Annotated in this window: 7 protein-coding genes; 3 read left to right on the forward strand and 4 right to left on the reverse strand. The window is 75.2% G+C overall.

Annotation, left to right across the window (positions count from 1 at the left end):
• The first annotated feature begins 526 nt into the window (after positions 1-526).
• Positions 527-3,304, forward strand: coding sequence for a hypothetical protein (locus tag ACZ619_RS41265; protein WP_469610730.1), 2,778 nt, complete (start codon positions 527-529; stop codon positions 3,302-3,304).
• A 64-nt stretch (positions 3,305-3,368) separates the two neighbouring features.
• Positions 3,369-4,727 (forward strand): hypothetical protein, encoded by a 1,359-nt coding sequence (locus ACZ619_RS41270; RefSeq protein WP_469610732.1) that lies wholly within the window; start codon positions 3,369-3,371, stop codon positions 4,725-4,727.
• Here the strand turns inward: ACZ619_RS41270 and ACZ619_RS41275 are convergent.
• From ACZ619_RS41275 to ACZ619_RS41290, 4 genes are all read right to left on the reverse strand, one after another.
• Positions 4,708-6,816 (reverse strand): hypothetical protein, encoded by a 2,109-nt coding sequence (locus ACZ619_RS41275; RefSeq protein ID WP_469610734.1) that lies wholly within the window; start codon positions 6,814-6,816, stop codon positions 4,708-4,710. The genes ACZ619_RS41270 and ACZ619_RS41275 overlap by 20 nt on opposite strands.
• A gap of 474 nt (positions 6,817-7,290) precedes the next feature.
• Positions 7,291-9,006: an ArnT family glycosyltransferase gene (locus tag ACZ619_RS41280; protein WP_469610736.1), complete on the reverse strand. Its 1,716-nt coding sequence runs from the start codon at positions 9,004-9,006 to the stop codon at positions 7,291-7,293.
• On the reverse strand, positions 9,003-10,091 hold the full coding sequence (locus ACZ619_RS41285) for a glycosyl hydrolase (RefSeq protein WP_469610738.1): 1,089 nt from the start codon (positions 10,089-10,091) through the stop codon (positions 9,003-9,005). Before ACZ619_RS41285 ends, ACZ619_RS41280 begins: the two co-directional genes overlap by 4 nt.
• Positions 10,088-11,812, reverse strand: a complete 1,725-nt coding sequence (locus tag ACZ619_RS41290; RefSeq protein ID WP_469610740.1) for a glycosyltransferase family 2 protein — start codon at positions 11,810-11,812, stop codon at positions 10,088-10,090. The genes ACZ619_RS41285 and ACZ619_RS41290 overlap by 4 nt, the downstream gene beginning before the upstream one ends.
• A 348-nt stretch (positions 11,813-12,160) precedes the next feature.
• Between ACZ619_RS41290 and ACZ619_RS41295 the strand changes: the two genes are divergently transcribed.
• A complete protein-coding gene (locus ACZ619_RS41295; protein ID WP_469610742.1) occupies positions 12,161-12,616 on the forward strand; it encodes a YbaB/EbfC family nucleoid-associated protein in 456 nt (151 codons plus the stop codon).
• The last annotated feature ends 126 nt before the right edge of the window (positions 12,617-12,742 follow it).

Below are 12,742 nucleotides of genomic sequence, written 5' to 3' on the forward strand. Positions count from 1 at the left end.
TCGTTGTAGTAGGTCATCTGGCCGGTGATCTCCTGGCCGTCGGTCGGGGCGTCGGCCAGGGCCAGTGACACACCGCCCAGGGCGACGGCCGTCACAGCGACCACGCCGCCCGCGATGACCCGGTTCCGGATGGACACACCACACTCCTCATCGGTCGAAACGGTGACGGTCCGGAGACGGACGCGCGCCGGGCCGATCATGGGAGACGCGGGGCGCGTGGTGCGGGCGACGGAAGGCCGTGTGCACGGCGGGCCACCGACTCCGCCTCTTCGGTCATCGGGGCGCCGTGACGGCCGGCGCGGGCGGTGCGATGGGCGCTCGTGCAGGGCTGTCCGCAAACGGGCAGTGCTTCGCCGTCCGCCTTGTCGATCTCCTTGCGGCTCTGGTCCGATGGCCGAATCGGGCGTGCCTCCTGCCATGGGGGCCGGGACAGCGGGTGGGAGGGCATGGGCGAGACGCTTCACCACCGGTCCGGCCGGACAGCGGACAGCCGTCCCGGTGCGCGGCTCGTGGCGGACGGCGCCTCGTGAGCCGGCGCGACGGCGGTGGACACGGCCCACTGCGGACGTTCACGGCCCGGCTCGGTGGTGCCGGGCGGTCCGACGCCGGTCCCGTGGTGCTGCTCCGCTCGGACGCCGGACGGCCGGCGGATCTCGTCGCGGGTGTCGACGCCCTGCGGCATCCGGACCCGCGTCACGCCACCGTGGTGGTCGCCGCCGGGGACGACGGATCGCGCGATGTGTGGCGCCAACTCACGCAGGGGCTCGATCGGTTCGTGAAATCCGGTGTCACCACGGTGCGGTTGGTGTGGGCGGGGGCCGTGGCCGACCGGCCGGGGCGTCGAACCCCGGCGCAACGGATCGCCGACGGCTGGCAGTTGGAGGTGGTCGCCCCGGCCGGGCCGGTGGTGGTCGCCCCCGGCGGCTCGCTCTTCGCGCCCCTCGGGCCCGACGACATCGGTGGCTGGTGGTCGCTGGTCCCCGGTCAGGAACCCCGGTACCTGGGGCTGCGGCATCCCGTGCCGAGCTGGGAGGAGGCGGCCGCGCACCTCGCCTCCGACGCCGTCGACGGCCACGTCGTCACCTCCGTGCCCGCCGGGGTGCAGGTCCGCCGGGGCGAACCGGCGTCCTCCTCCGTACCGGACGTCGGCGCGTCCATCCCCGTGGACGAGGACCGGCTCACCGTCGTCGTCGGCGCCCCGGGCACGCCCGGTGTCACCGCCGGGGCCCTCGCCGCGCTGCTCACCCGGCTGCCTCAACGTGCCCGCTCCGCCGTCCGGCTCGTTCCCGGGGACGAGCGGGACCTGCTCGGTGTGGGCCAGGAGACCGCGAACCACCTCGGCACCGAGATGGAGGTCGTCAGCGGCGTCCCCGCCCTGCTGGAGTCGGCGGACGGTACGACGGCCGAGGCGGCCGTGGTGCTCATCGGGCCGGACGGCGAACCGGCGTGGCGGCCCTACGCCGAGGCGGTCGCCTGCCCACCGGCCGGGGGCGGACGCGCTCCCGTGCCACGCGTCCTGCGCCCCAGGTCGCCGGTGCCCGGCGCGGCCCTCGCCCCGGACGGGGTGCTGCACCTGGACGCGGAGTGGCAGGCCGCCGTCACCCGCGCGGGGCTGTGGGTGGGCCCCCGTGACACCGCCCGGCCCGCACACCTGGGGTGGACGCTGGACCCCGACGCCGTGGTGGTCGACGTCGGCGTGCCCGGGCAGCCGTTGGACGACGAGGTGTGGCCCGTCCTCGGCGGCCTCCTGGAGCGGCTGGAACCCGCTGCCGTCGAGCGGGTGACCCTCCGGGTGCGGGGGCTGAGCACCGCACGCGGCGGACGCCGGGCGCGGCGCGTCGTCGAGCGTCTCGGCCTTCCCCTGCGGTACGACGTGCAGCCGTCCCCGCCCGAGGAGGAGCAGGAGCCCCGCCGGGAGGGCACCCCGGAGGCACCCTGGCACGCCGAGCCGATGAGCGTGCGGATACGGCGGGTGGCCCCATCGGCACCCGTGAAAGCGACGGGGCCCGCGAGAGCAGCGGGGTCCGTGGCGGCGGCTGCGCCCGTGGCAGCAGCAGCGGTGGTGGCAGCAGCGTCGTCGGCGGCGGCTTCGGCAGCGCCAGTGGCTGCTACCTCCGTGCCCGGGGCGAACGGCTCGGGGGGCGGTGGTTCGGTCGCGGTTGTCGGTACGGCCGTGCGGCCGCCCGCGGTGCCGCCCGCGGTGCCGGTCGCGCCGCCGGTGGACCGACCCGGTGCCGCCGTGCCACCGGGGTACGCCGAGGCCTACGCCGCGAGTCGGCCGGTCGGGAGTAGCGCCGGCCCGTCGGAGGCGGCGGTCCCTCCGGATCCCGCACGGTCCGACCCGCACCAGCCCGTCGTGCGGAACCAGCCGGTCGTGCGGAACCAGCCCGTTGTGCGGAACCAGCCCGTCGTTCGGGCTCAGCCGGTCACGCCTCTGGTGCGGCCGATTCCCGGCGCGGTCCGGCCCGTCGTACCGCCCGTGGCTCCGCAGCCGCAGCCGCAGCCGCAATCGGAGGCCCGGTCGGGTGCGCAGGCATCCGGGTCCGCTTCCGCCCCCGTCTCCGTCGGGCCGACGTATCGGAGTGGTGTCGTCGAGCGGCAGGCCCTGCGGGAGTTGGCCGGTGACGAGTGGTGGCAGCAACAGGCTGCCGTGGCACGCGTGTTGACGGTGTCGCCCGGGCTGCGCGGCGGGGATCCGGACGACGTCGTCCTTCCCGATCTCATCGCCGTGCGCGCCTTCCTCACCCTCGACGACGCACCGCTCGGCTGGCGTTGGGTGGAGCGGCGGCTTGCCGCCGGGGCCGGGGACGTCCACGCCTGTCTCGCCGGTCTGGCGTCCGGGCTGCGCAGGCTCCCCTCGTACCGGGGGGTCGTCGTCCGGCCGGCCGGCACGCTCCCGCCGCGGGCTCGCGCGCCGCTGCCCGGTACCGGACTGTGCCCCCGTGGCCCGGTCGGGGCGTACGTGGCCGAGGGGGTCGCCGTGCCGACGGGTGACCGTTACCTCGTCTGGTCGACGACCGGTCGCAGGGTGCGCGGACTGACCGGTTCCGCCGCCCCGGACGGGCCGCAGGAGGTGCTCTTCGGGCCCGGTACCCGCTTCCGGGTCCTCGGTACCGAGGGCGACGCCGGTGCCACGACGGTGCTGCTGCGTGAGGTGGCGGCCGGTACGCCCGGGAGCCTGCCCGGCGACCAGGACGCCCATGACCGGCAGATCGTGGAACTCCTGCACCAGGCGGCGGCCGGGCTCGCCACCGCGGAGAACGCCCCGCCCTGGCCGCCTCGGCTCGCCGGGCCGCTGGCCTGACGGAATCCGTCCCCCATCGCAGAGCACTCCACCGCAGAGCACCCCAGCGCAGAGAAGAGGAACCATGTCCGCTGAGCGCAGGACGCCCCGGGGCGGCCGATCCCCTGAAGGGAACGAGCAGTTGAGGATGCGGCGGGCCGTCGTCCTGACCGCGGCCGAACCGGCCCCCGCGCCCGATCCCGGAGCGGACGAGGACGTACCGGCCGCCCGCACCGGCCACCGTCCACTGATCGCCGCCGCGGCCGTCGCGGGCGCGGTCCTGGTCGCCCTGCCCCTGGCGCTGGGCGACGGCGACCAGAGCGACCACGAGACCGACTACGAGGCGTCGGGCCAGCGTACGGCCTCCCCGCAGAGCACCAGCCCCAACCTCACCATCGACCTGCCGACGCCCACGTCCACTTCCACGTCCGCGCCGGGTTCGGGCGAGCGCGGGAGCGGGCCCGGCGGCTCCGCCCCGGGGCCCTCCGCTTCGGCCTCCCCGACGATCCCGGTCTCGCCGGACAAGACGTTCCAGGGGCCCGGCATCCGCGCCCCCCACGCCGTCGCCTCCACCGCCTCCACCGCCTCCACGACGTCCACCGCCGCGAAGCCCGCCGGGTCCGGCACCGCATCCGAGCCGGAGCCCGCCCGTACGCACGTCGTGCGGGTCGTCCGGGCCGCCGCCGAGGGTGACGACGACTCCACCGACGACTCCACCGACGGCCCCGCTACCACCGTCGCCGAGCCCGAGCCGGTCGTCGCGCTCCTCGCCTCCCCGGAGGGGGATTCCGGTACGGAGCAGCCCACGGGGCAGTCCACAGAGCCGGAGGCCACCGGCGCCTCCACCGTCAGCGCCTCCACTGTCACCGACGATTCCCCCGACCCCCTCGCCGATGCCGTTGGCAACGGTGACGCCGACGCCGGCGTCGGCACGACGTCCGTCACGGCCACGGCCACGACCACGGACCCGGGCACCCCTACCGAGCAGACTCCGCGGCCCGACCCGGAGACGTCGGCCACCACACAGACCGCCGTCACCACGACCGTCACGACCGCCACGACCACCACCCCCGAGACTCCCGAGACCTCGCAGAGCCCCGATGTCCACGCCTACGCCGACACCGTCGTCCAGGCCACCCGGGTCCTCGAAGCGGGTCGGTCGGTCGAGTCGGAGCGGGCCACGCTGACCATGCGGGAGGACGGGAACCTCGTCGTCACCGACGAGACCGGCACCGTCCGCTGGTCCTCGCACACCGAGGGCAGCGGCAACAGGGCCGTGTTCCAGGCCGACGGTCACCTCGTCGTCTACACCGCAGACGACCAGACCGCCTGGTCCTCCGGCACGGCGGGCCACGACGGCGCCGAACTCGTCCTCCAGGGCGACGGGGACGTGGTGATCCAGCAGGACGGCACCGACCTCTGGGTCAGCGGTACCGCCCACTGAGCGCCACCGGCCGGGACATGGTCCGGGGTCGGTCCGGGGCGGGCGGGGGGCCGTCGGGCTCCGGCGGCCGGGCGAACGGGTCGGGGGCGCCGGAGCGCACCACCCCGGCGCGCTCGTCCGCCCGCCACATCCGCAGCGCCGCCGCCAGCCGCCGCGCGGTCTGCGCCCCGGTGGCGTTTGTTCCGCCACCGCCACCGCCACCGGCGCTGGCGCCGGTTCCGCAGTAGGCCGGGGGCGGCAGTTCGCCCAGCAGCAGTACCGCGCGTCCGTCCGCCGGGGCGCGCACCCCGAGGACCGCGAAGCGGGTGCCCGGCGTGAACAGCACCCGGTCCGGCAACTCCGGTTCCAGCAGCGCGGTTCGGCGGCCGGTGATCGAGTGCACGACGACGTCGGTGTCGCCCGGGGCGCCGGGCGTGCCGGTGAGGGACGCCGCGAACAGGTGCTGCGCGGTGGCCGTGGCGCCGACCCGGTAACGGCGCAGCGCCGCCGGGTCCAGGTCGGCGCGGAGTGCGCACACACCGTCGTACACGGGCAGCAGGCCGAGGGCCGCGAGTGTGTCGGGAGGGGTGTGCGGGGGTTCCTCGGGGCCGGGAGCGCCCGGTTCACGTGCCGCCCACCAGGCGGCGACGGTCAGGTGCAGCCGTACCGCGAGGAGTCCGGCGAGAACGGTGTCCGGCGGCAGGAGTCCGCCGAGGCCGGGCTCGTACTGGAGGGCCAGCGCGACGACGGCCGTGTCCTTGGGCGTGCCGCCGCTCTCCCGTTCCGGGGCCATCGCGAACTCGGGGACCGCTGGGTCGGACGCGTGGTGGTCCGGTGCGGTGGCCGAGGGGGCCGGGGGGTGCGGTGCGCCCCAGGGGCGGTCGGCGGTCACCACCCGCACCAGCAGACCGTCCTCGGGAGGCAGCCGTCGTACGACGTCCTCGGCGAGCCGGCGCAGCAGGGGGAGTTCGCCGGTGACGCTGTCGTCGCACAGGATCTGGGCGTGCTGGAGGTCGGGGGGTGCCGCGCGGACGTCGTCGGCGTGGGCCGGTTCGTCGGCCGGGCGGATCCACAGTCCCCACGGCAGCACTTCCAGGACCGCGCCGGGGCCGCCCCGGTACAGGCCCTGACGGAGCATCGGCAGATGGCCGAGCGGCCAGCGGTGGTCGGTGGCGAGCGGGGCGCGGGCCGCGGTCCCCGGGTCCGGGGGCAGATGGAGGAACTCGCGGGCGAAGACGGGGCGGCCGGGCGTTCCGTCCGCCGTCAGGAGCAGCATCTCCTCGCGGGCGTCCCGGCCGGTGCGCGGATCGCCGGTGGGGAATCCGTTGCAGACGTGCACCGGCTCCCCGGTGAGGGCGGCCAGCGTCTCGCCGAACGGCCGGTCCCCCGGTCCGGGCACGGCGCCGTACGACACGAAGCGCGGGGCGGCCGGGAGGTGGCCGGGCAGGCCGTGCCAGAAGCGGGCCACGTCCTCGGCGGCCGGGAGCGGTGTGCCGGGTGAGCCGAGGACGACGGTCGGGGCGTCGTCGCGGTGGCGCAGCCGGGCGGCGAGCCGGCCCCGGTGACGGTGCTGGGCGGAGTCCTCCTGCACCGGCCGCAGCCACACCCCGGCGCCCAGCGGTTCGGCGACGGCGGACGGTCCCGCCGGGCGGGGCCGGTCGGGCAGCCAGGCGTCCCACGCGGGACGCGGGAAGCGGCGGGAGAGCAACCGGGTCTCGCCCTGAGGGACGCACCGCAGCCAGCCCCGGCCCCGGTCGGCGCCGATGAACAGGGTGCCCCCGGCCGAGGGACGCAGGATGCCGTCGGGCACCACCACCGGCAGTCCGAGCCGCTGGGCCAGCCGCCGTCCGGCCGGTGCGGCGCCCTGGGCGGGCGTCCGGCCGAACACCACGCGCAGACCGGCGTACCCGGCGGGCACCCGCCGGGCCAGCGCGTCCTCCACGCCGTCCAGCGGGGCGTGCGGCGGCAGGTCCACCACGACGAGGGTGTACTCGGGGTCGGCGGCCAGCCCGGCGGCGAACAGCAGGGACTGACGGTCGGGTCCGGCGGCGGGGTGCACCAGCCAGGCGTCACCGACCCGCCGCACCCCGAACGGCCCGGCGCCGGCCACGGCCGGCGCGCCGTCGAGAAGGGCGGTGCCGGATGCCGAGACTGGTGCGGCTGGTGCGGCTGGTGCGGCTGGTGCGGCGCCGGACGCCGGATGCGGTGTGGTGCCGGATGCCGCGTGCGGTGTGGTGGCGGACGCTGTGTGTGGTGCGGTGGCGGGTTGGGTCGTACGGGAGCGCGTGGGCAGCCAGGGACGCCGTCTGCCGCCGCTGTCGTCGCCGTCCCGGTTCCTCGCCGTCAAGTCGCGGTCCGCCGGGGCGTGCGGCCACGGGGGCCGTTCGCCCCCGTCACCTGGCTGCGTCTCATGCGCGGCATCTCCGTGGTCGTACTGGAACCCCACTGTCCGGTTCGGTGCCGATGATAGGGAGACCGGACCGCCGTCCGGATGGCTCCGCGTCCGTGGGGGAAGGGACTGTGCCCGTGCGGGCACAGTCCCTTCCCCCACGGACGCGGTACCGGGGTGCGGCGCGGGACCCGGTCACGGCGTGCGCGCAGCGGACAGCCGCAGCCAGATCTCGAAGTGGCCCGCCCCCACCGACGTGCGGTACGTCAGCGCGCTCGCCAGCCGGTACCGGCCGGTGGCCCGCATCTCCTGGCGGATCAGGGTCTGCACGTCCCCCGGCTGGTCCGACCGGTCGAGGACCACCCCGTCGAAGTAGCCGTCCCTGATGGCCGCCCGGTAGCCCTCCGGGCCGCTGAGGTGCTGCCCCTTGTACCGTCCCGTCCGCCCGGTGTAGTCGATGTAGAAGATCGACGTCCACAGGGTGTAGTCCGTCAGGCCCTGGCGGCTGAGGTAGTAGACGGGTGCCTCGTGCGGCTGACCGAGCCACTTCTGGCCCGGCCGGACGTTCTTCGCCAGTTCCGGGATCAGATACCCGGTGTCCGGCCAGACGCCGTAGTTCTGCGCGGACTGGGACATGCCGAGGGTCAGCGCGAGCACCCCGACCGCGATCGCCGCCTGCGGGAACCGGAGGTGGGCGCCCATCAGCCGGGACAGGCCCACCCCCGCCATCGGGGCCGCGAACAGCAGCCCGTACCCGATGTGCTTGTGCAGCGAGATGCTGGTCTCCAGGTGGACCTGGTAGGCGGGGGCGAGCAGCGCCGTGCCGGTCAGCAGGGTGCCCAGGGCCAGCCGCCACCAGCGCGGCGGCGCGGCCGGGCGCGCCCCGCCGGGGACCTCCCCGAGCCCGTGCCGCCGCGTGTGCAGCACGGTGCCCAGGCAGGCCAGGGCGAACAGCAGCCCGCCCCAGCGGACGCTGTCGCGCACCAGCGCCGCCACCGACGCGGTGCCGTGGGCACGTTCGGTCGTCGTGCTCTGGATCGCCTGGAGGTAGTCCGTGCCCAGCAGGGCTATCCCCAGCAGCGCCGCCGTGCCCGCGGTGAACACCGCCGCGCGCCGCACCGCCTCCCGCGCGCCGAGCCGCCGGTACGCCACCAGCGCCAGCAGCAGCGCCAGGGTGGGCAGGTACAGCGCCGAGGCGTACTTCACGCCCACCGTGAGCGCGGCCACGGGTGCCGCGGCCAGCGGCAGCGCCGGGTGGCCGCCTGCGTTCCTGACGAGCAGCCAGGCGGTCAGCGCCAGCAGGGACACCGCCGGGGCGTCGTAGGTGGCGAAGTGGCCCAGGAACAGGGTCGACTGGGTGACCGCGAAGACGCCGGCCGCGAGCAGCGCGGAGCGCTCGTTGAACAGCATCCGGGTCAGCGAGTACAGCAGGCCCGTCGCGGCCAGCATGAACCCCAGGCTCAGCAGCCGGACCCCGCTCAGCCCCGCCGCCGAGTCCACCCACGCCGCCAGCACCGGGTACAGGGCGGGCGAGCCGGAGAAGTAGGTGTCGAAACCGCCGTAGTCCGGGGCGCCGTGGAACAGGTGGTCGATCATGGCGTGGCCCGCGTACACGTACAGCGCCTCGTCCTCGAAGGCGCTGTTGTGCAGCCGCAGCGACCGCACCGCCTGCGCCAGCAGCAGACACGCCAGCAGTGCCCGGCTCACCCGGGTCCGGCGCGGAGAGGGCGTCGCGGACCAGCCCCGGTCGGGGACCCGGCCCAGCGCCCAGTCCGCGCGCGTGATCTCGTCGAAGGTGTAGCCCGGGGCGGGCCGCGGGCCGCGCGCCAACGGTACGCGCAGCCGCAGGGTGGACTCCGGGTCGTACCCGCCCGCCCCGGCGTCGGCGGGGTGTGCCTCGGTGGTCGTCATGGGTGCCTCACGTCGAAGCCGAACCGCGGGTCGGCGACCCCGCGCCGGAAGGCCTCCAGCGCCGCGCCGTCCTCGTCGCCGTCGCCGTCTTCGTCGCTGTCGCCGTCCTCCTCGCCGTCGCGGTCGTTGCCGTCGTCGTCGGACCGTTCGGCGGTGCGCTCGGCTGCGTCCAGCCAGACGCAGCCGACCACGTCGTCCCGGGTCGTCACGGCCCGGGTCAGGTCCTCGACGACCGAGGGCTCGCGCCGCCCCTCGGCCACCCCCGTCCCGGCGATCAGCACGGGCGCCCGGGTGAAGGCCCGCGCCTCCTTCACCACCGGCCCGAACAGGGCGGCGTAGGTGCGCGGCCCGGTCCTGCCGTAGCGGCCCGTCGGCCCCACCCAGTCGGCGTACGCGTCACCCGGCCAGTACGGTTTCAGCGCCACCGACGGTTTCGCGGTGACCGTCGGACTCCACACCCACACGACGTTCGACACCCCGGTGTCCTGGAACAGGTCGTGCAGCCGCCGCCACGCCCCCACGAACTCCCCGGCGCTCGCCGCGCCGGCGCCCCAGGGCAGGCCGTGCTCGTTCATACCGGGTGCGAACGCCAGCGCGACCGGCACGTTCAGGTCGCGGACGGCCTCGGCGGTCCGCCGCAGTCGGCTCTCGTCCGCGCCCGCCGCGATCTCCCGCAGGGTCCGCCCCCGGGGCTCCCAGGAGAGGTACGGCAGGATCCGCTGCCGCCACACCGCCGCGACCCGGTCGGCGGGGAAGTCCTCGCCCCAGGAGAACCGCTGCGCCAGCAGGGTGGGCGCCCGGCCCGCCCGCCGCGCCCACAGGTCCAGGTAACCGGCGGTCACCGGCTGACCTTCGAAGGAGACGCCGAGGTACTTGCGGCCGTTGCGGGGCCGGATCAGCCAGGTCACGTCGAACGGCACGTACGGCGCCGTCCGCCGCTCCGTGCCCTCCCCGCCCGCCCCGACGGGCGCCGTACGGCTCGGCGCACAGCCCGTCACCCCGGTCGCCGTGCCGGTCGCAGCGACGGCGCCCGCCGCGACGGCCAGCGCGCGCCGCAGGACGCCCCTGCGGTCCGGCCCGGTCATACGAGCGCCCCGCCGGCCGTCTCGTCGAGTGCCCCGCCAGCCGTGCCGGGGTATACCCCGCTTGCCGTGCCGGGGTATACCCCGCTTGCCGTGCCGGTGTATACCCCGCTTGCCGTCCCCTCAGGTGTCGTGCCGGACGGGGGCTCCTCCGGCCGGGGCACCACCACGACCCGCAGCACGGCGGCGGCGTAGAACAGCCCCGAGGCGAGCGGCAGTGCGAAGTCCTCCGGAACCATCGTGTCCATCCGCCACAGCGCCGCCCCGATCCACAGCGCGGTCGCCGGAACGGTCCACGCCCAGACGCCGATCCACAGCCGCCGCGTGCCGGTGCGGCGCGCCCCGCCCGCCCCCGTGGGCTGCCATCCCATCGCCCGGCCGCGCACCACGTCCCAGATCGCGAACAGGTGCGACCAGCTGTAGAGCAGCCGGGCCGCCCACGCCTCCAGGCGGTACGGCGCCCGGTGCCACAGCGGGTACACGACGACGAGGTACGCCAGCCCCGGCAGCAGCAGCCGCATGTCGGTGAACTTGACCTGCTCCGGGAAGAACAGCAGCAGCACACAGACGATCAGCGGCCCGGTGAACAGCAGCAGCGCGGACTCGACGTAGTAGACGAACCCGGACAGGTAGCACAAGCGGCTTGCGAACCGCATCGGCACCCGCCAGAAGTCCTGGACACTGCCCAGCATGCTCATCGACGCCATGCACCAGCGGTACTGCTGGTTGTAGTACGCCCCGACGGTGTCCGGACACAGGCCGGTCGCCAGGGCCAGCGGCACGTACCGCAGGTCCCAGCCGCGCGCCCGCAGGTCGAAACCGGTGTGCATGTCCTCGGAGTGCTCGATCAGGCTGGTGCCGCCGATCTCCGCGAGCGCCGTGCGCCGGTAGACGGCGCACGAACCGACGCAGATCGAGCCGTCGCTGCGCTGCCGGGACACCTGCACCGACCGGTAGAACAGCTCCTGCACCGCGCCCGCGCCCCGCTCGATCCAGTTCTGCTGGTCCAGCACCCGGAAGAACTGCGGCGACTGCACGATCCCGATGCCCGGACCGGCGTCCATGTACGGCAGCAGCTCGCTGAGGAGGTCGGTGCGCGGCGCGAAGTCCGCGTCCAGGATGAGGATGAACTCGCCGTCGGAGCGGGCGAATCCGTGCCGCAGGTTGCCGGCCTTCTTGAACCGGCCCCGGTCCGGCCGCACCAGGTAGTGGAAGCCGAAGTCGTCCGCCATGGCGGCCACGTCCGGGCTGTCGGAGTCGTCCAGGACCAGGGGCACGACCTCGCCGGGGTAGGCGTCGGCCAGCCGCTCCAGATGCGTCCAGGTGTTGTGCAGCACCTCGATCGGCTCGCCGCACACGGGCAGGAACACGTCCACCGACGGGTACGTGCGCGGTGCCCAGGCCCGCACCAGCGCCCGGTGCGCCGCGAGGTCGAAGCCCCGGCCGGACAGTTCGAGACGCAGCGAGATCAGCACCCCGAGCACCGACAGCAGCAGCACGGGCGCGAAGAACCAGATCCACGGCCCGTGCCGCGCGGAGTCCACCTGGCTGTAGAGCACGCACGCGAACCCCAGGAACGAGGTGCTGGTCAGCCACCAGGTGTGCCGCTCGACGTACGCGTACTTCTCCCGGTCGCCGGGCGGCGTCGGCAGCAGCCCGGCGGGAGCCGCGGTACGGGCCCGCCGTACGACCCCGGAGGAGGTGAGGAGGGAACGTGCAGCCATGCGCGGGAGGCTCCAGGGAGGGCGGCCGGGGGAGGAACGGTGGCCGGAGGGGAGGGATGCGTGGTGTCCGGGGAGGGGAGGGACCTGGGGTGGCCCGGGAGGGGACCGGGGTCACGGTAGGGAGGCGGGTGGCGCGGCAGGTCCGGCGGAGCCGAACGGTGCCTTTCCGGACGCCGATCGTGCACCAAGGAACGCACCCGCCCCGGTGAGGGGCGGCCGTCCCTTCGGACAGAGTCGGCGTTCAAGCGGGCACGGGCCGCGACCTGCTGTTTCCGCCCCCGTCCCGGTCGGGTTGATTGAGAGGGACCCGAGGATGCCGTGCGACGCGACGGCGGAAGGAGTGGGCGGATGGCGACACCGTTCGACGAACAGATCGAGCAGCTGGGAGAGACCTACCGCACCCAGCTCGCGCAGATCGGCGACCTCCAGCGCAGGATGCGCGAGGTGTCCGGTACGGCGACCGCCAAGGCACAGGCCATGAAGGTCACCGTCGGTCCGCAGGGCGAGCTGCTGTCGGTGGAGTTCCCCACCAACGCCTACCGCCGCATGGCCCCCAGGGAACTCGCCGACCTCCTCGTCACCACCGTCCAGGAGGCCCGCGGCAAGGCCACCGTGGAGCTGGCGAAGGTCCTCAGCCCCCATCTGCCCGAGCACGTGGACGCCGAGCAGCTGCTGCACGGCAAGGCCGACGTGGCCGGGCTCCTGCCGAGCGAGCCCGCCATGCCGGACGCGGTACGGGCCTACGTCGAGCAGGGCCGGATGTCCCAGGACCCCGGGGACGGCCCGAGGATCGCCCACCGCTGACGTCCTGCCTGACCCCCGCCCCTTACCCCCGCCCCTTTTACCTCCGCGCCTGACTTTCGCCCCCGGTCCGCCCGCCGGTCCTGCCGTCGGATCCCCTCGGTCCCTTCTCGTCCTGGAGTGAGTGCC

This window comes from Streptomyces sp. NPDC104367, assembly GCF_055583825.1.

Excerpts from the sequence above, each read along its gene's own strand:
- ACZ619_RS41280 (WP_469610736.1), bottom strand. The coding sequence starts at position 9,006 with ATGACGACCACCGAGGCACACCCCGCCGACGCCGGGGCGGGCGGGTAC.
- ACZ619_RS41290 (WP_469610740.1), bottom strand. The coding sequence starts at position 11,812 with ATGGCTGCACGTTCCCTCCTCACCTCCTCCGGGGTCGTACGGCGGGCC.
- ACZ619_RS41285 (WP_469610738.1), bottom strand. The coding sequence starts at position 10,091 with ATGACCGGGCCGGACCGCAGGGGCGTCCTGCGGCGCGCGCTGGCCGTC.
- ACZ619_RS41270 (WP_469610732.1), top strand. The coding sequence starts at position 3,369 with ATGTCCGCTGAGCGCAGGACGCCCCGGGGCGGCCGATCCCCTGAAGGG.
- ACZ619_RS41295 (WP_469610742.1), top strand. The coding sequence starts at position 12,161 with ATGGCGACACCGTTCGACGAACAGATCGAGCAGCTGGGAGAGACCTAC.